The sequence below is a fragment of the Chryseobacterium polytrichastri genome (assembly GCF_900142445.1).
GTDB classification, from domain to species: Bacteria; Bacteroidota; Bacteroidia; order Flavobacteriales; family Weeksellaceae; genus Chryseobacterium; species Chryseobacterium polytrichastri.
Genome location: NZ_FRAV01000013.1, coordinates 90027 through 112139 on the forward strand (window position 1 = coordinate 90027; position 22113 = coordinate 112139).

The window sequence follows — 22113 nt, forward strand, 5'->3', positions numbered from 1 at the left end:
TAATTTAGCAGAATGTTAAAAAAGTTTTTTACAGCGATAGGAGAATACATTATCCTTCTAGGTAAATCAATGCAGAAGCCTCAGAAATCGAGGGTATTCTGGAAGCTGTTCATGAGAGAAATTAATGATTTAGGAGTCAACTCTTTTGGGTTGGTTATCTTTACATCTATATTCGTAGGGGCGGTAGTTGCCATTCAAATGTTTAATAACTTTGATTCTTCTTCCTTTCCTATTCCTCCTGCATTTGTAGGATATGCAACAAAAGCGGTATTAATTTTGGAATTCGCACCTACTATCATCAGTTTGATTTTAGCAGGAAAAGTGGGTTCATATATTGCATCAAGTATTGGAACCATGAGGGTTTCAGAACAAATTGACGCATTAGATATTATGGGTGTAAATTCCCCTAATTTCTTGATCCTTCCAAAAATTATTGCCTGTGTTATCTTCAATCCGTTACTTATCGCGATTAGTATCGTATTTGGTATTGGTGGAGGTTATCTTGCAGGAATGATAACAGGAAACTGGACACAATCTGACTATATCACTGGTATTCAAATGTACATGCCTAACATGTTTATTTACTATGCCTTTACTAAAACGGCTGTGTTTGCCTTTATTATTGCAACAGTTCCATCGTATTTCGGATATAATGTAAAAGGAGGTTCACTAGAAGTGGGTAGAGCAAGTACGCAGGCTGTGGTTTGGACAATGGTATTCATTATCCTTTCTGAGTTAGTATTAACCCAATTAATATTAAGCTAATGATCGAGGTAAAAAATCTTAGAAAGAGTTTTGAAGAAGTTGAAGTACTTAAAGGGATTTCAACAAATTTTGAGAAAGGAAAAGTAAACCTTATCATTGGACAAAGTGGATCGGGAAAAACTGTTTTCCTTAAAAGTCTTTTGAATGTATATCAACCTTCTTCGGGGGAAATTCTATTTGATGGAAGAGATATCAATGTGATGAACAGAGAAGAAAAACAGCATTTGCGTTCTGAAATCGGAACCGTATTTCAGGGAAGTGCTTTGTTTGACTCTTTAACAGTAGAAGAAAACATTATGTTTCCTTTAGACATGTTCACCAACTTAACTTTCAGAGAAAAAAAGAGAAGAGTTTTTGAAGTAATAGGAAGAGTACATTTAGATAAGGCCAACAGAAAGTATCCATCTGAAATTTCCGGAGGGATGCAAAAACGTGTGGCCATTGCAAGAGCAATTGTAAACCATCCTAAATATTTATTCTGTGATGAGCCCAACTCTGGTTTGGATCCTTACACTTCTAATATTATTGATGATCTATTGCTTGAGATCACTCAGGAATACAACACCACAACAATTATCAACACCCATGATATGAACTCTGTAATGACGATTGGCCAGAAGATCGTTTATTTAAGATTAGGGATCAAAGAATGGGAAGGAAATAAAGACGTTCTGATTACGGCAGGCAATAAAAACCTTATTGACTTCGTTTATTCTTCAGAGCTATTCAAACAATTGAGAGAGTATTTACTCGAAAACAATAAAACGATTGAGAATACAATACATAAAATAGACGATAATGAAAAAGATATTTAGTATGGCGCTAATAGGATTCTCCATGCTTGCTACTGCACAGATTTCTCTTGCAGGTAAAGCAAATTTAATATTTCCTACGGGATCTCCTTCATGGAAAAACATTAAAGGAACTGTGAACAATGCAATTGAAGGTGAAGGGAAAAACAATGTTGGTTTTAATGTTGGTCTTTCCTTGAAAGCGAACCTTCCGATGTCTTTCTTCCTAATGCCGGAATTATATTACACTCACTTTAAAAGTGATTTTACAGATCCTACTTCAAATACTACTTTTGATGTTAAAAGCAACAGAATTGATTTACCTGTACTTGTAGGTCATAAAGTATTAGGAAACATGCTTGGTGTATTTATCGGGCCTGTTGCAAGCTACAATTTGAGCAAAGAAGATACTTTCAATGACTTTAAAGAAAATTCAAGAGATAACTTCACGGTAGGTTACCAATTTGGAGCTCAGCTTGAAATCAAAAAATTAATTGTAAATGCAAAATACGAAGGTGCATTTAGTAAGGATACCAGAAACTTTATCAGCAAAGTATCTGGTGAAGAAATTAGATATGACAACAGACCAAACCTATTTATGGTAGGTTTAGGATATAAGTTTTAATGAAATAACTGAAAATATCAACTGTAAAATCCTCAAGTCTTAGATTTGAGGATTTTTATTTTGTGTTTGAAGTTCTGCTTCGCGTTTTGCAATCTCTGCAGCCTGCTTTTCCAGTTCTTCTTTATCTTTTTGTAATTGTTTGAATTCTTTTCTTTTCTGGTCTTGCTTTATTGCACTTCCTTTGCTCACATAACCTACCATTCCTCCGATAATCAAACCAATTCCGACACCAGCCATAACTCCCATAATATGAGGAAGTCCTATTTTCTCAACCGTAAAATCTGTAGTAAGATAAAAAAGTAATGTAGATACCGCTAAAAGGATAAGTCCCGTAATTGATAAACTCTTCATAATATTTGTGTTTAGGTGGTTAAATTAAAAAGCCTTACCAAATTTACTAAAAATTTAATAAGGCCTTATTCAAGATTAAAATTCTATATAAGTTATATTTTTCCTCCCGCAGCCTTATAATATTCTAGCGCTTTTGGCAGGTCTTTATTAATATCTGAAATTCTTGTTTCAGGGTTCGGGTGTGTTGATAAAAATTCGGGTTGTCTTCCTCCTGTAGAAGCAGCCTCCATTCTACCCCAAAAAGGAACAGCCTCTCTTGGGTCGTATCCTGCCATAGACATCAAATACAATCCCATTTTATCAGCTTCAGACTCTTGATTTCTTCCGTATTTTAATAAAGCAACCTGAGAGCCTATAGGATATACTTTTTGAAAGATTCCTGCCCACTGAGAGTTCGACATAGTGCTTCCCAAAATAGATCCTCCATATTGAGCCACCATTGCCTGGGAAATTCTCTCATTTCCATGACCTGCTAAAGCATGAGAAACCTCGTGACCCATTACTACGGCAAGTCCGTTATCATTTTTAGTGACTGGTAAAATTCCCGTATATACGGCTACTTTTCCGCCCGGCATACACCATGCATTCAGTTCATTGCTTTGTAGAAGATTAAATTCCCAACTGTAATTCGCAAGATCAGCTGATCTTCCTATGGTTTGATAATATCTTTCAGCTGCGCTTTTAATTCTGCTTCCTACGCTTACCACTCTTTTCGCATCTGTTGTCCCGGTAATCACTTTACCTTTAGACAATGTTGTTTTGTATTCTTGAGCAGACATTGTTAATATCTCAGAGTTATTAGCTATCTGCAAAGAAGACCTCCCCGTAATTGGGTTTGTTGTACAAGCAGTAACCGATAAAGCAACTGCTCCTATTCCTAATAGATGTGTAATTTTCATATTTTTCGAGTGTTATTAATTCAAGCTTAACAATTTCTATTCCAAAACATTTTACAAACTATATATTTGCATACATTTTGCTATATAAATTTAACTATTATTTTACAATTATGAAAAAGTATATTTCAATCTTATTTGTTTTTGGTTTTTTGCTTTTCTTCCAGAGCTATTCTGCGCAGGATACAGATTCTAAAACAGTTGATGCGCTTGTCAATTCTCAGGAGTTTACCTTCCATGCACAAAGAGCAAACCCTACGAATTATGATGTAATTAAGGTAATGAATTCTATGCCCAATTCTACTTCAACAAGAATTTTGGACTTGAATGGAGACTATACCATTATTGTAAAAGATAAAATGTTGGATGTTGTACTTCCTTATTTTGGAAGATCATTTAAAGCAAATGTTGGAGGTGATAACAGTTACAGATTCACCTCAAAAGATTATACCTTAACTAAATCTCAAAACAAAAAAGGAAAATGGATCATCAAGATCAAACCTAATGACGTTAATAATGTAGATGAAATTATCGTTGAAGTTTATAAAAATGGGAAAGCATTTACCTCAGTAAGAAGTAATGACAGACAGCCCATTTCTTATGATGGTTACATTTCAAAAAATGAAGAAACGAAATAGTTATAATTGCTACATGATTCGCGATGCGAGCTTAAACTGAATATTAGATTTCCTCAGAATCACGAAACTCGGATTTTGGATTTTGTAAAAATTTCTCAACAAATAATTTTGCTTCGGTACTTGGACTTGAAACCATTGTCGAAGCATTTTTTTTATGCTCCAGATAAGCCTCCTCAACAGAATTACTTTTCTTCATCGTGGCTAAAATATATTCCTGGACCCAATATTCAAAACGTTTTTCAGCCTGCTGAGTTCGTACTATTTCAAAGCGCTCCGTTTTCTTTTTTAAATCGATAAATTCATCAATTTTAGCATAAATTTCTCCGAGACCTTCGTTATGCAAAGCAGAGCCAAGTAAAACAGGAATTTTCCAGTCTTTTTCTTTAGGAGGAATAAAATCTAGCGCTCGTTTTAATTCTAATCTTGTATTTTTTGCTTTTTGAAGATTATCCTGATCCACTTTATTAATGAAGATGACATCCACCATTTCCATGATGCCACGTTTTATTCCTTGGAGTTCATCACCTCCACCAATGATTTTTAAAAATAAAAACACGTCGGTAATATCAGAAACTAACACTTCGGATTGCCCTACCCCAACGGTTTCAATTAAAATATAATCATAACCAGCTGCTTCACAAATCATCATCGTTTCAAAAGTGGTATTGGCAACACCGCCTAAAAACCCGGAACTTGGAGAAGGACGAATGAAAGCATTTTCTTCTTTTGACAATTCTTCCATTCTGGTTTTATCGCCTAAAATACTGCCTTTATTAATGGCTGAACTTGGATCAATGGCTAAAACAGCTACTTTTTTACCATGAGAAATCACAAGTCTTCCGAAATTTTCTATAAAGGTTGATTTTCCAGCTCCCGGTACCCCTGTAATTCCTACACGCACAGATTTTCCTGTTAAAGGCATTATTTGCTTTAATAATTCTTCGGCCTGAATTCTGTGTTCCGCTTTTTTGCTTTCAACCAAAGTAATAGCTTTTCCAATCAAACGTTTATTGCCTGATTGTATTCCTTCTATAAGCTCTTCTGTAGAAAATTTCATTAGTTCAAAAATAAGGATTAAACCGTGAATGGTCAATAGTGAATGTGCTTTACCTGTGAATTTTTTAAATATTTAAATTAAAAAAATTTACAATTGACAACTGAAACGAATTCACCATTCAGATTTTCTAATTTGTATTTCTTCTAAATTAAGTGTCGTATCATCAATGGAAAAGGGAATTTCCTACATTTGTTTCAATCAAATAGTTTAAACATGAAAAAAATAATCGCCATAGCATCATTCACTGCTGTTTTATTAGCATCTTGTACGCCAAAAGCTACAACAGCAACTACTCCCGTAGCTTCAACTTCTACAGCAGAGCAGATTGCCCAAGGAAAAACAATCTTTGAAAACTCATGCACAAGATGTCATAAATTACCAGATCCTACAGCACATACTTCTGTGAAATGGGTAGGAATTATGAATTCTATGGCACCAAAAGCGAAGTTAACAGATGAACAACATCAGTGGGTTTACGATTATATCGTTTCTGTGAAAAAGTAATTTTTTACATTAAATAAATATAAAGTCTTCCTACGAAGGCTTTTTTTATTTTAACTCAATTCCTAATCCGGGCTTTCCGGACAACATTATTTTACCATTTTCCACACAACTTCCTGTTGCGTAATCATTGGAAATAAGGCTTGCTCCATCTAAATCTGCATAATCAACAAGTCCTGCCAAAGCACAACCCGCAGAAATTCCGACAGAGGATTCTGTCATGCAACCTATCATAATTTTATAGTTTAATTCACGGGCTTTTTTTATCATTTCTAAAGCAGGCGTTAAACCACCCGATTTCATGAGTTTGATATTAATGCTTTTGTAATAAGGAATTAATTCGTCCAAAGAATCTAAGTTTTGGCAATCTTCATCTGCCATCCAATTGGCAAAACTATTTTTGTTCAATACTTTATACTGATCAATTGGTCTTGGCTGTTCTAAATAGGAAAACCTCTGAACATCAGAATTTTCCTGAAGCCAAATACAATCTTCATCAGTAAAACTTGCATTAGAATCTAAAGCAATATTTTGATTTAATTCCAAAAGCTTTTCAATATCAGCTTTGTTTAAACCTTTACATTTCACTTTGAATTTATTCCAACTATTATTTTCAATTTTTTGAATCTGTGTATCAATATCTCCGACGGAAATCGTGATCGAGCTTTCAATCAAGTTTTCAGAAGGAAGTTGATTGAATTCAATGAAACTTTTATTCTCTAATTTTCCGAAAAGATCCCAATACGCGCAATCCAATGCTGAAAGTAAAAACGGATGAAGATGTAAGCTCAATAAAAACTTGAAAAATTCTTTCGGATGAATGATTTTGTGGGACTCAATTCTAGTTTGAATTTCCTTCAACTTTAAAACAAAACGTTGAAGATTGATTTGATAATAATCTATCGCAACACATTCTCCATATCCTTTACAATTTTGATGAGACAATTCTATAAGTAAAGCCTCTCTTTTGTCGTAGTTTCCATAAGCAATTGAGAACGTTTCTTTTAAACGTAAACCTTTCAGCTCAAAACGTAATTCCATTATTAAATTTACAAAAAAAGGAGACTTAATTCGTCTCCTTCTGCTTTTTAGTTTGTTTTTTCTTTGGCTTTTTAGGCATTTTAGATTTCACAAATTTTTTGCGCTCTTTTATTGAATCAAGACTAGAAGATGTGAAACAGTGCTTTTCGGCTTCATTTAAAAATTTCAAAGCATTTTTTAAACTTCCTCTTTTCTCGGAAAGCAAAGATCTATGAAGCCATATAGTTGATTTATCAATTCCTTTAATTTTTAATGAATAATGGATCAGTTTTGCAGCTTCATGGAAATCTTCGTTGTCTAAAAGACATTTGATGTAGTATTGTGGAACATTTAAGTTTGTCACATCATACAGCATTGCTTCTTCAAAATACAGCTTTGCTTTTTCGTAATCTATTAACATTTCGCTGTAGATTCTTCCCATCAAACAAAGACTGTCTGCATCTTCGGGATCATAAGAAAGCGCATAATTCAATGCTTCCAGACAATCCGGCAAGCTGTAAGGATAATTGTCTAAAGCCTCGAAGTAATATTTACTTTTAGTTAAGGTCATTTTTGTAGTTTTTTAACTCGTTTTTCAGGACGTTTCTTTGTTTTTTGAAAGATTTTTCCTGATAATTCTTTTTAAAATCTGTTCCGGAAAACGTACGGATCGGATTTCCTCTTTGCACCTGCAAATGGTTGTTCCAGGTTTCCTGCATTCTTTTTTCCAATTGCTGAATGTGAATTTCCATCACTTTTTCTTTTAATCTTGTGACAGACAATTTTTTATTCTCCAATTGTGAACGCGTATCCTGCACGAAAACACTTTGCCCCGTTGGAATGTGTGTCGCACGAACTGCCGTGTTCACTTTATTCACATTTTGCCCACCACTTCCCTGACTTCTCGTTGTTTGAAACAGGATATCTTTCTCATTGAAATTGATTTTCTCCAATCCTTCCAATTCAAAAGTACCAATGAACCAATTGCTTCTTTTATGCAGTTTTCTGAACGTACTTTTTCCCATCCAACAAATACTTCCTAACCATGTTTTTAAAAATTCATTTAAATCTTTTGCTTTTAAAAGGATGGTTACAGATTTCAATGTCAGGTTTTCATCCCCATTTTCACGGTGAATAATTTCGTAGTCTATATTATTATTTTTTGTTTCCTCAAGGAAGACCTTCAGAACTTTTGCTACAACCCATTGGCATTCTAAAGGTCCTCTTCCCGAGGTTATTTGTATCAGTTTTTCCATTTTGTTTTAATTAATTCTAAAATGAATAGGATAGATAATATCTGAAAACAGACAATCAAAAATATTAGGATTATCATTACAATCTGTAGATATTGATTCTACTTTTAATAGAGCCAATTCATCAGTAATTTTCTCATACCCTTTTTTGTTCATGATATTTAAAATCGAATTATATTTTTCATTTTCATAAGCTTCAAAAGTTTTCAAGATATAATCTGTTTCAATTTTTTCTTTTCTAACTATTCCAAAATTTTGAATGTAATAAATCTTTAAAAACCAATTGATCCAGACTCTGCAACAATGAAGTGATTTTCCTGTTTCCAAATATTTTCTAAAATCCCAATCTTCATATCCTTCACTTGTATCTACTTCATCAATATCTTCATTTAAATAAAATGTCCAAACGTCAGAAATATCTCCCATTTCTTCTTTCAAAAATTTATCTGTTTCGGAAGATAAAGATTGAAAGTGAGTAACAATATTTATGCTTTCAAATTCTTTTAAAAATAAATCAGTTAAATAAGATTCTTTCAAAAACTCATTTGCTTTTTCTCTCAATATTTTTCTGTCATTTGAAAAATATTGATTGATAAATTCAAATATTTCTCCTTTAATATTATTGTTCATTTAAATTTATTTTGGTATTTCACTTAATCTCGGATGACCAACAGGATCAATTCCTTTTTCCAATAAATCTTTTGCAGCCATGACTGCCCAACATTTATCACTCGAATGAATATTTCTGTAAAATGAAAGTAAAATATCAGATCTTACGACAGTAAACCCATTTGTTTCAACGGTTTCTAAATCGTTTCTTTCAAAGAAATCAATCGTTATTCTGTGAAATTTTTCATTTTCCCGTTCGATTGTTTTCTCATACCTGCGGAAATTCTCTTCGCTTGGCAAATGATCGTAACGCGTCCATACTTTCTGAAAACCTTCCTGCTGAAGAATCATAACAACTTCAGCTACATTTTCCTTATTTACAAAAACATCAATATCCTTATGATCGTGAGCATGTTTGTATTCTGTATGCCCAATTTCAGACATAAAATGCCATGCCCAACCTCCTGATAAAATGACTTTATTTTTTAATTTTTCTAAAATTTCCAGTCCGTGTTGAATTCTAAATTCCGGCCAGACTTCACCGTATCTTTTTATATTATGTGGTGCTCCCATTTTTGTTAATTTTTGTTGATTACTGATGGTTTATAGCTGTCAGTCAAAATCTATCAACCAACAACTATAACCTATCAACCAATTTACCTATCCATCCTCACAATTCTTGGCTGAAAAGTTCCGAGGATATCTACCAACTCGCTTTGGGCATTCATGACTTCATTGATATCTTTGTACGCCATTGGTGCTTCTTCGGTATTTCCGCCCATCAAAGTGACATTCTTTAATTTTAATTCTTTTTTGATGTCATTTTGAGTAAAAAGATTTCTACATTCTCCTCTCGAGAAAGCTCTTCCCGCACCGTGCGAAGCTGAATTCAACGAATCCGGATTTCCTTTTCCGCGCACGATGAAACCTTTTGCGGTCATTGAACCCGGAATCATTCCCAATTCATTTTCATTGGCTGGAGTTGCGCCTTTTCTATGGACAATCATTTCTCTTCCGTTGTGAATTTCTTTCCACGCGAAATTGTGATGATTTTCTATTTTAGCTTTTACTCTGCCTCCGACCGCTTTCACCAATCTTCTGTGAATATCGTCATGACAGGCCGAAGCATAATCTCCTGCTAAGTTCATCGCAGTCCAATATTCTAAACCGAGATGGGTATTCAAATCCAGCCAGGCGAAGTTTTGTGCTTCTTTTGGCAACGGGCATTGTTCTGTTGCAACTCTTGAATAATATTGGGCAATCTCAGCGCCCAATCCACGCGAACCACTGTGTGAAAGAATTCCGAGGTATTTTCCTTTTGGAAGTCCGATTTGCTCGTCTTCTTCCGTAATTTCAACTTCTCCGAACTCCACAAAATGATTTCCACCACCGGAGCTGCCCATTTGTTTGATCGCCTTCCCTTTTAATCGTTTTAAAATCGGGATCATATCGAATGTGTCTCTGTCGAAAATTTCATGATCAACGTGAGATTTATGCGTTTCATACATCCCGAATTTGGTGTGTTCGGCCAGTGCTTTTTCATATTTATCTTTAGCACCGTCCAGATATGAAATCGGAGTATCCAAAATACTGAGGCTCATCCTGCAACCAATATCCATCCCAACTCCGTAAGGAATTACAGCATTATCTACCGCAAGAACTCCACCTATTGGAAGTCCATATCCGCTGTGGGCATCGGGCATTAAGGCTCCTTGAAGTGCAATCGGAAGCTTCAATCCTGTGTATAATTGATTCTTCGCTTCATCCGAAATATTATTTCCGAAAATCTGAAAAGAAGTACGGTTGGCATTCAACATTCTTTTTTCTGTTTTCTTGGATGAAAGCAGCGCTTCTGCAATTTGTCCGAAGGTTAAATCTTTTTCATAATTCTCCGGATTAACCAGAATTTCCTTTAAAAGAGATTTCACATGATGAATATTTTTAGTCGCAAAATTTCTTTTCATGACTTCCAAAGCGATATTAACACTCTGATTATTTGGATATCCTATTTTTAATATATCTTTTCCTTTTAATTTTAAATTTCCCATTGTTTTTGTTTTAAACATTTATTGGACTCATTCGTCCATAAAATAATCTGCAAACTCTGTTGCGGACATTTTTTTGTAGTGAAAGTATTTTCTACTTTCGATAAGATGTGTTTCTTCACCGTATTTTTTCCAATTGCCAGATTGACCGTGAATTTTCTTATTGATTAATCCAACAATTTTATGTTGATTTAAATAAGAATCAAGCTCATCTATTTCTTTTTCCAAATCGGAGCTTAAAGGCTTATAATGAGTAATCATATAAGGTTTTATTCGTAAAGTAAACCTCCATGGCTCGATGAATTCGTAGTACGTATCATACTTTTTTCTGAGCGGATCGTATTCTTCTCTTTTCAGAAAGTATTGTTTTTCTCTGGTTGTTAATCCCAATTTTGGATCATTCCATTGGTAGGGTAAAAGACGATCTAGCTTCTGATCTCTTGGTACATATATTTTTCTTCCGAATTTTCTTTTCTTTTTTTGAAATTTTCGGGTTTCAGAATACATGTAGGTGTTGATCTTCATAAGAATTCCTTCAAAAAACTTTCCGTCTTTAGTTCTTTTCACATCATCTCTTACGACAAAGAATCTCACAAATCCCTTTTGATAAGGCTTTTCCAATGGAACTAATGGAATCTTTCTTCTTGTTTCCCAAAGTTCTCTACTACGCTTATACTTTTTTCTTATCTGCTTTTCTACATCTTTTCTACTTATTCTTTTTCTGCTTCTCAGGCTTCTTAAGCGATGAAACAGAAGGTTATTATTCTCCATTAATTATAGATATTAGAGGTGAGGTATGGAAGTTTGATTTCTATACGCCACATTAAATCTTTGTCAACTAATATTTTAGTTGATGAGTTTTTCAAACCTCATAGGTTTTTGAAACCTATGAGGTTTATTGACAGAGCGTTATCATTAGCCCCGATTGCAGCGACATCCTTTTTTTGCGATGGCTTGAAAAAAGCAAAGGCAAAAAGGATATAGCGGAAAGCGGGAAATAGCTCCTAAATTGTATTAAAAATGATTTCGGGGAAATTTGAAGTTTGAATTATGACACAATAAAAAACCCGAAATCTTGCGACTTCGGGTTTTGATATATCATTGTACTGTTATTCTAAGAGTGTACCAAACCACGAAGCCTTACCACCATAAGTGGCAAACCGAAAGGAGAAATATGATCTAATCTGAACATTGCTTCGTTGTTTTTTTAATGGGTTAAACTTTATTTTCTGGTGCAAATATATAAAAATTCTTGAAAATCAAGATTTTATTTTTATTTTTTTGAGATTTAGCTGTAAATAAGTCTCTTTGAGATGAAATTTTATTCTCCTTATTTACAAAAGAGTATATTTGTTTTCTTATAATAAAAACTATGAAAAACAAATTATTGAGAACGTTATTTTACGTATTCGCAGTCGCGATCCTATTCTCCTGTAATTCTAACAAGAACAGTGATATTCTGAACTATACAACGGATGCCACCTTAGGCTTGTCCAGAGTAAACCTTAAAACAATTTCGGATAAGATCCCAGTTGAGAAAATACTGAAAGAGAAAAAAGACCTAAAAGAAGAAGAGAAGTTCTTCTTGCAATTGGTAAACAAACCCAAAGAATCGGGGATTAATATTGACAAACCTCTTTATTTTATCGTTGACCAAGGAAAATCAACCTATGATCCTGATGTAAAAGCTTTTTTCTGGGTTGATGACAAAACAAAATTCCAAAAAAGCATGTCTGATCTTACCAAAAGTAAAGTTACCATCGACAAAAAAGATTACATCTATGTAGACGGTAAACTGAGCGGAAGCATAAAAGGTGATATGGCCATCGTAACAACCGATAAGAAATATAATCCTTATGCTGGTTATGATTATATGAACACACCAGGTATTGATACTTCTTCTGCACTTAATGAAAAATATTTCACAGATTTCTGGAGCCGTAAGGGAACTTCAAATTCTGCGATAAAAGATCAGGTAGATCAATCTTTGGTTGGTGATAAAGATGTTAGCGGATGGGTAAATCTTGCTGCTGTTGCCAGCTATGCATCAAAAGGGTACATCGAGACACTTGCTGTAAATAAACTAATAAAAGATTCCGGAATTGGTTTCGATTTTAATTTTGACAAAGGGAAATCTGAAATGGATACCAAAACTTTCTTCAATGCAGACATGAAGAAAATTGTTGAAAAATATTACAATAAAAACAAGATCAATTACGACTTGGTAAAAAATGTAGAGCTAGACAATGCTAAATCTTTCTCTATCGGATTTTTCAGTTTAGATTTTATGAAATATCTGATTAAAGAAGCTGGCTTTGAAGCTACAATTAATCATTATTTATCTTCAACCGACAAAACACTGGAAGACATTACCTCTACTTTTACGGGAGATTATGCATTTGTAGATTTCAAATCTTCTCCTGCGGATTCTATGGATTATTACAGAACAAAAAATGCGGTAGTATTAGAATTTAATCCAAAGAAAAAGGCAGACCTTACGTCTTTATTGGCCGGCCCTCTTGGTCAAAGTAAAAAATATATGATCACTGATAATCAGGTAATTTTCTCTGAAGACAACAATGTAATTTATCAATTCCAAAATAAAAAGGCAGGGAAAAATGCTAAGCTTGATAAGAAATCAGGTGTTACCGCATATTCTTGGTCTGATGGTAAAGAATATAATACTAAAGAAAAACCTGCGGTGAAGATCATAGATATGGTGAACGAAACGAAGGAAGACGGAGGAAATATGGTTTCTAAAACGGTATTTACTCTAGATAAAAAAGATGAAAACGCATTGTATTATTTGATAATGAATGGATAATATTATTCTAGAAAATATTTCTCCTAAATATTTCACTCCCAAAGATTTGGAACAGTCACAGATCTGGAAAAAGAACATCACTTTCCAGAAGGGGAAGAAATTCCTGATTGTTGCACCCTCTGGGAGTGGAAAATCTACTTTGGCAACTGCTATTCTCGGAACTCATTTTCAGTATGAAGGCAATATAAAATACGATCAGCAGATTGTAAAAAACCTTCATCTTGAGAAGATTGTAGAAAATAGAAAAGATGGTGTAAGCTTATTATTTCAGGACGTAAGACTAATTAAAGACCTCACGATTTCTGAGAATATTCTGTTGCGTGTTTTTAATCAGGATCGGAAAAAATTCATTCCGATTATGGAGGAATATGCAGCAAGATTAGGCGTAGAAAGTTTATTGAGCAAGAAAGCAGAAAACTGCTCGTATGGAGAAAGACAAAGAAGCGCGATTGTTAGAAGTTTGGTGAATCCAACCGATTTTCTGATCTACGACGAATGTTTCAGTCACCTGGATATGGAGAACAAAAAGATTGCTTTTTCATTAATTAATGAAGTGTCTCAAAAAAGCGGAAGTTCAGTTTTATTTTTTGAACTGAATGAATTTCCTTTTGAGCATGATTATCAAATTCTTCATTTATAAGCTTATGAAGAAAATTTTTAACTCAATCATATTGTACGCAGGCTTGTTTATTGCATTCATTCTTGTGATTTCATGCCTGCAACTGTACGAAAATGCCAACAGACTTTTCGGAAGCAAAAGCAGTGACAGCAACTATTGGCTGACTTTCAGTAAAAAATTAACGCCAGATAATATCGGAAGAAAAGAGCTTCTTGGTTTCAATGAAAATGATGTTGCAAAACTGAAAAAATGGTCTGAAATAAAGACTGTTTATCCGTTTTCAGCCAATGAATTTAAAGCTTCTGCGAATGGCGGGGATTTTATTCCTTTTTATACAGATCTTTATTTTGAAGGTCTGGATTTAAAAGCGATTGATGTTCCGTTGACAGATGATGAATTTCAGGTGAAAGGAGACGTAATTCCGATTATTATTTCAAGGGAATATCTGAATCTTTATAATTATGGATTTGCTTTAAATCAAGGGCTTCCACAAATTTCAGAAGATTTTGCCAAGAAAATTGAGATCAACATTAATATTGTTGTCAACAAACAAAATAAGACGTACAAAGGAAGAATGGTTGGGCTTTCAGACCGAATCCATTCTGTTTTGATACCGAAAAAATTTCTTGATTCTTTGAATTTGGCAGAAAAACCTCAACTAGCAAATCAACCTAAAATCTATAACAGAGTTTTGGTTCAGGTAAAAGATTCCGGAGATGAAGGTTTGATTTCAAAAATGAAAGAAAACAATTATGAATCTAATCAGGAAAGCTTGCGCTCAGCCAAGATAAAGTCTAAACTTTTCCTTGTGCTAAAAGCGATTGCCGTATTAGGTATTTTCATTTTTGCATTATGCCTTTACATTATTGTAAGCTTTATTAAGATTCAATTTTTAGAAAAGCAGGAAGAAGTTTCTATTAAAAATAGCTTGGGTTATTCTCCGAAAAAAATGGTGAGTAATATCAGCAGACGTTTCAGTATTCATTTAATGATCGTCTTAGCTTTAAGTTTAATTTTAATAGCTGCCGGACAGTATTTTCTCGCAAAATCCAGTGTATCGAACGGATTGTTATCAATCTATATTAATCCTTGGCTCTGGACAGCGATTATCATTATCCCAATTTTGGTTTATTTCTTTGTGAAAGAACTGATTTACCGATGGTTGCTCCGATCATGGAAAATATAAAATAAACAAATGGCTATCAAAAATTGATAGCCATTTTTCTTTATTGTAAATGAATCAAACTGAGAAAAATACCGTCAATTACTTTTGTCATTCTCTTTAAATCCAGTGTTGCTAACGTGTCTGTTGGTTGATGATAATTTTTATTTCTGAAAAAAGAAGTATCGGTAATCATCATCGCGGAATATCCAAATTTCCAGTAATTCAAATGATCAGAATAATCGGTTCCTTTAATAAATTGTGGAGCTGTAAAGGTTTCTGTTTTAACCTGATTGGCTTCAACAAAATGATCACTAAAATTGTTTACAAATTCTCCGCCTCCGAACTTTTTAGCTAACGTAATATAATCTCCTTTATTTCCATAATACCATGAAAGGATTCCCAAAGGATAGTCCTGTGAATTTTCTTCGTCTTTAAAATATCCTATCATTTCTACGCTTGCCATTCCGTACACATCAATATTGTTGTCTTTCAGATATTTTGCATGAATGTAGCTGCCCATATTTTCAGTTCTGAAATACGGAGGTTCTTCTAAAGTATAAGCAACCAAATCTATTCTGTAATTGAGCTTTTGCCCTTTAAGCATTCTTGCCAATTCTAATAAGCCCGTAACTCCTGTTGCATTATCATCCGCTCCCTGTTGATCTCCGCAGACATCATAATGAGCCCCAATAATGATTCTTTTTTTATTCTCTGTCCCGAAAGAGCAGATCACATTTTTATATGTTTCTTCTCCAACTTGATATTCTTGGAGGCTTGTACTGTCGCTGTATTTATTGAAGTTTTGATGAATATATTCTGCAATTGTATTTAGTTGATCAAGGTTTTTATAGTTTCGAAATCGGGGCGTTTGAGTAAGTGCTATTAAATGTTCTTTGACTAAATTACGATCAGCCGGAACAGGCGATTTTTCCGCTGCTTGAGGTCCTTTAAAAGAATTAAAGAGTATTATTCCTATAAAAAATAAACCCACGAAAAGAAGGATGTTTCTTTTCGTGGATTTTACTATGTTTTTGAAATTCATTACAAATTATTTTGAATGTCCACTTTTAATAATTACTCTGTTAACACTCTTGAAAATTTAACCACAAAAGGCGCAAAAGCTATTTGTATGGCTAAAACTGTTTTAATTGTTAGAAAACAAAAGCTATCAAAATAATAAAAATCAAAGATTTTTTAAAACTAATGTGGTCTTATTTTCGGCTTATTACTTAAATACTAATATATTAATCTTTTTCTCCTTTTGTGGTAAAAAGAAAAAGTTTAATCCTATTTTTCAATTATATCAAATTGTGGATAGTCATAAAATTTATTTATTCGCCTAAAAACTTCTTCAAAATGTCTACTGCACATTTTGGAAGATTAGTTCCAGGACCGAAAATGAAATCTGCGCCGTTAGCATACAAGAACTCATAATCCTGTTGCGGGATTACGCCCCCAACAACAATTGTAACGTCATCAGCTCCTAGCTTTTTCAATTCTTCCACCACTTGCGGAACCAACGTTTTATGGCCAGCCGCGAGAGAAGATACTCCTAAAATATGAATATCATTTTCCACCGCCTGTTTTGCCACCTCTTCCGGAGTCTGGAATAACGGGGCTACATCTACGTCAAATCCCATGTCAGCAAATGCTGTTGCAACAACTTTTGCGCCTCGGTCGTGACCATCCTGCCCCATTTTAGCCACCATAATTCTCGGGCGACGTCCTTCTTCTTCTTCAAACTTTTGAGTGAGCGCAAGGGCTTGTCCGAAATATTCATTTTTTCCTGCATTCATGGCATATACTCCAGAAATTGTTCTAATATTTGCCTTATATCTTCCGAAGCTTTCTTCCATGGCATCGCTCATTTCTCCCAAGGTTACCCTTCTGCGAGCTGCTTCGATACACAATGCCAATAAATTTCCTTTTCCTGTTTTTGCTGATTCTCTGATTTCATTTAAAATCTGCTCAACAGCTTCAGTATTTCGATTTGCTTTTATTGACTCTAATCTTTCGAGCTGCTTTCTACGAACTTCGGTATTATCGATATCCAAGATTTCTATTGGCGTCTGTTTTAATGAAGATCTAAATGAATTTACGCCGATGATAAATTCTTCTCCACTATCAATTTTAGCTTGCTTTTTTGCTGCGGCTTCTTCAATTCTCATTTTTGGAATTCCAGCTTCAATAGCTTTTGTCATTCCGCCCTCTTTCTCAACCTCATCGATGTATTTCATCGCTTCTTCGATCATCTGCTGCGTAAGACTTTCCACTAAATTACTTCCACCCATTGGATCTACTACATCACAAATTCCACTTTCCTGCTGAAGAATGATTTGTGTATTTCTTGCAATTTTAGCTGAATAATCTGTTGGAAGAGCAATCGCTTCATCCAAAGCATTCGTGTGTAAAGATTGGGTTCCGCCCAATGCTGAAGACAATGCTTCAATCGCCGTTCTTGTGATATTATTAAAAGGTTCCTGTTCCGTTAAAGACCAACCAGAAGTTTGCGAGTGTGTTCTTAATGCTAACGATTTTGGATTTTGAGGATTAAATTGCTTCAACAGTTCTGCCCAAATATATCTTGCGGCGCGCATTTTAGCAATTTCCATGAAGTGATTCATCCCGATTGCCCAGAAAAAAGATAGTCTTGGTGCGAAATCATCTACATTCATTCCTGCTTTTATTCCCGTTCTTACATATTCCAATCCATCTGCTAACGTATAAGCCATCTCCAAAACCGGAGTTGCTCCCGCTTCCTGCATATGATAGCCTGAAATAGAAATTGAGTTGAATTTAGGAATGTTTTGTGCTGTATATTCAAAAATATCAGCAATAATTTTCATGGAAGGTGAAGGTGGATAAATGTAGGTATTTCTTACCATGAATTCCTTCAAAATATCATTCTGAATGGTTCCTGAAAGAAGTTCCTGCTTTACACCCTGTTCTTCTGCTGCAACGATATAGAAAGATAAAATCGGAAGTACCGCACCATTCATCGTCATGGAAACCGAGATCTGATCTAATGGAATTTCATTAAATAAGATTTTCATATCCTCAACAGAATCAATTGCAACACCTGCTTTTCCAACATCACCAACCACTCTTGCGTGATCTGAATCATATCCTCTGTGCGTTGCCAAATCAAAAGCTACCGAAAGTCCTTTTTGACCAGCCGCTAAGTTTCTTCTGTAAAATGCATTAGATTCTTCTGCTGTAGAAAAACCTGCATACTGACGAACCGTCCAAGGTTTTTGAACATACATCGTAGAATATGGACCTCTTAAATAAGGTGCAATTCCCGGAGAAGTCTGTGTTAAAGATTCATTTTTAACATCGTCTTTTGTATAAGATGATTTTAATTCTAATCCATCTTTTTCGAATGGATAGATTTCGGTTTGTTTTCCAGTTATATTAAATTGAGGAGTTTTGTTTTGAACTTCCCGTCTCATACTTTCAGATTTATTAGATGCCTAAAATTAAGCATTTTTGAAATAACAAATTACTATTGATAATCTTATGATTAAGTGAACTTTAAAATAAAGTTATGATCTATTACATTTTGTTCAAACTACTATCATTTGCCTATTACTCAGTATTTCAATTATTACCTCCTTATAAATTTTTAGTATTTTTGTCGATTCAAATTATTTTAAACTTTAATTAATAAAACCATGAAAAAATTATTATTTTCTGCGGCATTAGTTGTTGCTAATTTTGCTTTTGGACAGCTTACTCTTGAACATTCTTTTACAGAGGAACGGACTTTGACGTATTCAACTCCATCCGAAACATATTACGTTTCTAAAACGGTAGACAATAAGCTTAAAATTTATAATTCGAATTATACTCTTTATAAAACGGTGAACGTACCAATGCCGGCAAACTACAGCGTACTAAGTTTTGCGTCAGATAATCTAGATTATATTATCTCAAAAAACATTTTTAATACTGATAGTAAATTCGAATTTCTAATTGCTGTTTATAATTATAATAACAATAGTAATAGTTATGAAACAAAGCTTCTTTTAATTAATGAAGACGGAACTTTGCTTAAAGATTTCAATCCAAATCCTGCTTCTATAAGCTATGCAGAAAAATTTGAAATCTTCCATGATTCAGTATTGAATGTTAATAAGCTGGTTGTACACAATGAGTCTTATATTACTACTATTAATTATAATCCTATCCCTCAAACAGACGTTTATGCGCTACCGACATCTGTATTAACAACAAAAGAAATTCAAGCAGGAACTAAATTATCCGCATTTCCAATTCCAACAAATAAAATCTTAAACATTGTAAATCCCGGAAACAGCGCAAATAAAGTACAGGTTTACGATACAACGGGAAAGCTGGTTGTAGACAAATCTTTTTCAACATCTGAACATAAAATTTCAATTGATGTAGAAAGCCTTCCAAAGGGAATTTACATTTACAAAGTAGGAGAACTTAGTTCTAAGTTTACCAAAAACTAACTGTAAGCCTCATAAAAAAATCCGACTGAATATTCAGTCGGATTTATATTTTCAAAGGATTTAAAGAATTATTTTCCTAATTGCTTAATCCCCATCTCATACAAAGCAAAAGACATTTTATCTGCACTTTCGCCAATGATCTGTTCTGTAGATCTTCCTGCACCGTGACCTGCATTTTTTTCAATTCTTAATAAAACAGGGTTGTCACAGCTTTGTTTTTCCTGTAATTCTGCACCGAATTTAAATGAATGGGCAGGTACTACTCTGTCATCGTGATCACTAGTTGTCACCATTGTTGATGGATAGCAAACTTTTTTCACATTGTGTAAAGGCGAATATGATTTTAGATATTCAAACATCTCTTTACTATCTTCCGCTGTTCCGTAGTCATAAGACCAACCTGCGCCAGCAGTAAATTTATTATACCTCAACATATCCAATACACCAACCGCTGGAAATGCTACTCTTGCCAAATCAGGACGAATCGTCATCGTAGCTCCAACAAGTAATCCTCCGTTTGAACCTCCTGAAATAGCCATATATTCTTTAGAAGTATAGCCTTTGCTTTGTAAGTATTCTCCAGCAGCAATGAAATCATCAAAAACATTTTTCTTTTGAAGTTTTGTTCCTGCATCGTGCCATTTTTTTCCATATTCTCCACCTCCACGAATATTTGGAACGGCATAAACTCCTCCATTTTCCATCCAGATCGCATTAGAAACAGAAAAACCTGGCTGTAAACTTACATTGAAACCTCCGTACGCATAAAGAATTGTAGGATTTTTACCATTAAGTTTAGTTCCTTTTTTATAATTGATCATCATTGGAACCTTCGTTCCATCTTTTGAAGTATAGAAAACCTGCTCTGAAACATAATCTTCAGGATTAAATTTCACTTTTGGTTTTTGGTATACTTCTGATTTTCCGGAATCTGCATTGAATTTATAAATGGTTCCCGGAGTGATATAATTCCCGAATGAAAAATATAGTTCCTTCTCCGTTTCTTTTCCACCAAAGCCATTAACCGTTCCTTTTCCTGGAAGAGCAATTTCTCTTACTAACTTTCCAGTTTTATCATATTGTTTTACCTTATCAATGGCATCGATCATATAAATTGCAAAGAAATATCCACCAGCAGAAGAAACTCCTAATACGTTTTCAGTTTCAGGAATTACATTTTTCCAAGTTTCAGGAGTTGGATTTTTGATGGTTGTTTTTACCAATCGCATGTTGGGCGCATCTTTGTCGGTAGAAATAAAGATATCATCTCCCTCTGTGTCAACGATATTAGCATTGATGTCAAATCCTTTATTGATCTGAACAAAATCACCTCCTTTCTTAAGGTCTTTTATGTATAATTCGTTTCCGTTAGTCGCATTTGCAGCTGAAATAACCAAATACCTTTGGTCTTCCGTTACATGAGCTCCAAGATATCTTCTCGGCGTTTTTTCGCCTCCAAAGATTAATTTATCTTCAGACTGCTTTGTTCCTAATTTATGGAAATACACTTTATGCTTATCCGTCATTCCAGAAAGTACAGTTCCTTCCTTCGGTTTGTCATAGCTTGAATAAAAGAAACCTTCATCACCTAACCAAGAAATTCCACTGAATTTTACATCAACCAAAGTATCATCAATCTGCTTTTTTGTGATGGCATCAATGATAATAATTTTGTTCCAGTCGCTTCCTCCTTCTGAAATAGAATACCCTGCTAAGGTTCCTTTTTTATTGAATGATAACTGCGCCAAAGAAGTTGTTCCTTTCTCTGAAAATTTATTCGGATCTAAGAAAACTTCAGTTGCCTTGGTTTTATTATTTGTTCGGTAGTAAACTGACTGAGCCTGTAGACCATCATTTTTTGAATAATAAGTATAATCACCTTCTTTGAACGGTGCAGAAATTTTTTCATAATTCCATATTTCTTTCAATTGGCTCTTAATCTGATCTCTAAAAGGGATTTTTGAAAGATAGTTTTGAGTAAAATTTACCTCTTCATCAACCCATTTTTTGGTAGCTTCAGAATCGTTTTCCAAATCTCTGAAAGGGTCTGCTACAGCAGTTCCAAAATAAGTATCTGTCTGATTACCTTTTAATGCTTTAGGATAATTCATTTTTTGAGAATAAAATGTTGCTGAAAACAAAACTCCAGCTGTTAATAAGATAGGTTTAAAATTCATATTGAACGATTTTACCAAAAATACGCAAAGTATTGGAAATAAAAAAAATGGATATGAGGCATCTTTACATCGCCTATAATTAACTATAAAAACAATTTTTATACATGAATGATTACCACCTAAAGCCAAAGTAACCTAAAAAATACTGAAATAGTCAGTATTTAAATTTTCCCATGCAACACATAGTACTGCAGCACTTACCTTTTATTGATTTCACATATATAAATACCACACATAAATAATAACCAAAAGATTTTTCTATTATTTCACCGCAAAATGAATTTCGTCTTGTTTTTTTT

At 34.0% G+C, this 22113-nt stretch carries 22 protein-coding genes; 9 read left to right on the forward strand and 13 right to left on the reverse strand.

The window, feature by feature from the left end; genetic code table 11:
• Positions 1 to 12 precede the first annotated feature (12 nt).
• From BUB80_RS10065 to BUB80_RS10075, 3 genes are read left to right on the forward strand one after another with little or no spacing between them, the layout of a single operon-like run.
• Positions 13 to 765, forward strand: a complete 753-nt coding sequence (locus BUB80_RS10065; protein WP_073292799.1) for an MlaE family ABC transporter permease — start codon at positions 13 to 15, stop codon at positions 763 to 765.
• Positions 765 to 1580 carry an ABC transporter ATP-binding protein gene (locus BUB80_RS10070; RefSeq protein ID WP_073292800.1) on the forward strand — a complete coding sequence of 272 codons (816 nt, stop codon included), beginning with the start codon at positions 765 to 767 and terminating at the stop codon, positions 1578 to 1580. Before BUB80_RS10065 ends, BUB80_RS10070 begins: the two co-directional genes overlap by 1 nt.
• Positions 1564 to 2181: an outer membrane beta-barrel protein gene (locus BUB80_RS10075; RefSeq protein ID WP_073292801.1), complete on the forward strand. Its 618-nt coding sequence runs from the start codon at positions 1564 to 1566 to the stop codon at positions 2179 to 2181. The genes BUB80_RS10070 and BUB80_RS10075 overlap by 17 nt, the downstream gene beginning before the upstream one ends.
• Before the next feature lie 39 nt (positions 2182 to 2220).
• Here the strand turns inward: BUB80_RS10075 and BUB80_RS10080 are convergent, their stop codons facing one another.
• Both BUB80_RS10080 and BUB80_RS10085 read right to left on the reverse strand, forming a co-directional pair.
• Complete coding sequence (locus tag BUB80_RS10080; RefSeq protein ID WP_073292802.1) at positions 2221 to 2532, reverse strand: hypothetical protein; 312 nt, start codon at positions 2530 to 2532, stop codon at positions 2221 to 2223.
• Between the two features lie 92 nt (positions 2533 to 2624).
• Positions 2625 to 3431: a M48 family metallopeptidase gene (locus BUB80_RS10085; protein WP_073292803.1), complete on the reverse strand. Its 807-nt coding sequence runs from the start codon at positions 3429 to 3431 to the stop codon at positions 2625 to 2627.
• A 110-nt stretch (positions 3432 to 3541) separates the two neighbouring features.
• On the opposite strand from BUB80_RS10085, the gene BUB80_RS10090 reads away from it, so the two are divergent.
• Complete coding sequence (locus BUB80_RS10090) at positions 3542 to 4066, forward strand: DUF4251 domain-containing protein (protein ID WP_073292804.1); 525 nt, start codon at positions 3542 to 3544, stop codon at positions 4064 to 4066.
• Positions 4067 to 4109: 43 nt separating this feature from the next.
• Here the strand turns inward: BUB80_RS10090 and meaB are convergent, their stop codons facing one another.
• Positions 4110 to 5123 (reverse strand): methylmalonyl Co-A mutase-associated GTPase MeaB, encoded by a 1014-nt coding sequence (gene meaB, locus BUB80_RS10095; RefSeq protein WP_073292805.1) that lies wholly within the window; start codon positions 5121 to 5123, stop codon positions 4110 to 4112.
• 213 nt (positions 5124 to 5336) lie between these two features.
• Between meaB and BUB80_RS10100 the strand changes: the two genes are divergently transcribed.
• Positions 5337 to 5627, forward strand: coding sequence for a c-type cytochrome (locus BUB80_RS10100; RefSeq protein WP_073292806.1), 291 nt, complete (start codon positions 5337 to 5339; stop codon positions 5625 to 5627).
• A gap of 45 nt (positions 5628 to 5672) precedes the next feature.
• On the opposite strand, the gene BUB80_RS10105 is transcribed toward BUB80_RS10100, so the two are convergent.
• The 7 genes from BUB80_RS10105 to BUB80_RS10135 form a co-directional block, all read right to left on the reverse strand.
• The gene (locus BUB80_RS10105) at positions 5673 to 6665 is read right to left on the reverse strand and encodes an enolase C-terminal domain-like protein (protein WP_073292807.1); all 993 of its coding nucleotides are present in this window, start codon (positions 6663 to 6665) and stop codon (positions 5673 to 5675) included.
• Positions 6666 to 6690: 25 nt separating this feature from the next.
• The gene (locus BUB80_RS10110; RefSeq protein ID WP_073292808.1) at positions 6691 to 7215 is read right to left on the reverse strand and encodes a tetratricopeptide repeat protein; all 525 of its coding nucleotides are present in this window, start codon (positions 7213 to 7215) and stop codon (positions 6691 to 6693) included.
• Positions 7202 to 7900, reverse strand: a complete 699-nt coding sequence (gene prfH, locus BUB80_RS10115) for a peptide chain release factor H (protein ID WP_073292809.1) — start codon at positions 7898 to 7900, stop codon at positions 7202 to 7204. The genes BUB80_RS10110 and prfH overlap by 14 nt, the downstream gene beginning before the upstream one ends.
• A 6-nt stretch (positions 7901 to 7906) precedes the next feature.
• Positions 7907 to 8527 (reverse strand): hypothetical protein, encoded by a 621-nt coding sequence (locus BUB80_RS10120; RefSeq protein WP_073292810.1) that lies wholly within the window; start codon positions 8525 to 8527, stop codon positions 7907 to 7909.
• Positions 8528 to 8533: 6 nt separating this feature from the next.
• Positions 8534 to 9079 (reverse strand): nucleotidyltransferase domain-containing protein, encoded by a 546-nt coding sequence (locus tag BUB80_RS10125; RefSeq protein WP_073292811.1) that lies wholly within the window; start codon positions 9077 to 9079, stop codon positions 8534 to 8536.
• Between the two features lie 83 nt (positions 9080 to 9162).
• On the reverse strand, positions 9163 to 10554 hold the full coding sequence (locus tag BUB80_RS10130; RefSeq protein ID WP_073292826.1) for an RtcB family protein: 1392 nt from the start codon (positions 10552 to 10554) through the stop codon (positions 9163 to 9165).
• A gap of 27 nt (positions 10555 to 10581) precedes the next feature.
• Positions 10582 to 11322, reverse strand: coding sequence for a hypothetical protein (locus tag BUB80_RS10135; RefSeq protein WP_073292812.1), 741 nt, complete (start codon positions 11320 to 11322; stop codon positions 10582 to 10584).
• 601 nt (positions 11323 to 11923) lie between these two features.
• Between BUB80_RS10135 and BUB80_RS10140 the strand changes: the two genes are divergently transcribed.
• Genes BUB80_RS10140 through BUB80_RS10150 form a run of 3 tightly spaced genes read left to right on the forward strand, consistent with a single transcriptional unit; the run spans position 11924 to position 15180 of the window.
• On the forward strand, positions 11924 to 13375 hold the full coding sequence (locus BUB80_RS10140; RefSeq protein WP_073292813.1) for a hypothetical protein: 1452 nt from the start codon (positions 11924 to 11926) through the stop codon (positions 13373 to 13375).
• Positions 13368 to 14015 carry an ATP-binding cassette domain-containing protein gene (locus BUB80_RS10145; protein WP_073292814.1) on the forward strand — a complete coding sequence of 216 codons (648 nt, stop codon included), beginning with the start codon at positions 13368 to 13370 and terminating at the stop codon, positions 14013 to 14015. Before BUB80_RS10140 ends, BUB80_RS10145 begins: the two co-directional genes overlap by 8 nt.
• A 4-nt stretch (positions 14016 to 14019) precedes the next feature.
• Positions 14020 to 15180, forward strand: coding sequence for an ABC transporter permease (locus BUB80_RS10150; RefSeq protein ID WP_175549595.1), 1161 nt, complete (start codon positions 14020 to 14022; stop codon positions 15178 to 15180).
• Between the two features lie 40 nt (positions 15181 to 15220).
• Here the strand turns inward: BUB80_RS10150 and BUB80_RS10155 are convergent, their stop codons facing one another.
• Together BUB80_RS10155 and scpA are read right to left on the reverse strand one after the other, a co-directional pair.
• Positions 15221 to 16201, reverse strand: coding sequence for a M28 family peptidase (locus tag BUB80_RS10155; protein WP_073292816.1), 981 nt, complete (start codon positions 16199 to 16201; stop codon positions 15221 to 15223).
• 289 nt (positions 16202 to 16490) lie between these two features.
• Positions 16491 to 18611 (reverse strand): methylmalonyl-CoA mutase, encoded by a 2121-nt coding sequence (scpA, locus tag BUB80_RS10160; RefSeq protein WP_073292817.1) that lies wholly within the window; start codon positions 18609 to 18611, stop codon positions 16491 to 16493.
• A gap of 222 nt (positions 18612 to 18833) precedes the next feature.
• Between scpA and BUB80_RS10165 the strand changes: the two genes are divergently transcribed.
• Positions 18834 to 19637, forward strand: coding sequence for a T9SS type A sorting domain-containing protein (locus BUB80_RS10165; RefSeq protein WP_073292818.1), 804 nt, complete (start codon positions 18834 to 18836; stop codon positions 19635 to 19637).
• Positions 19638 to 19705: 68 nt separating this feature from the next.
• Here BUB80_RS10165 and BUB80_RS10170 read toward each other — a convergent pair whose 3' ends face one another.
• Positions 19706 to 21814 (reverse strand): prolyl oligopeptidase family serine peptidase, encoded by a 2109-nt coding sequence (locus tag BUB80_RS10170; RefSeq protein WP_073292819.1) that lies wholly within the window; start codon positions 21812 to 21814, stop codon positions 19706 to 19708.
• Positions 21815 to 22113 lie beyond the last annotated feature (299 nt).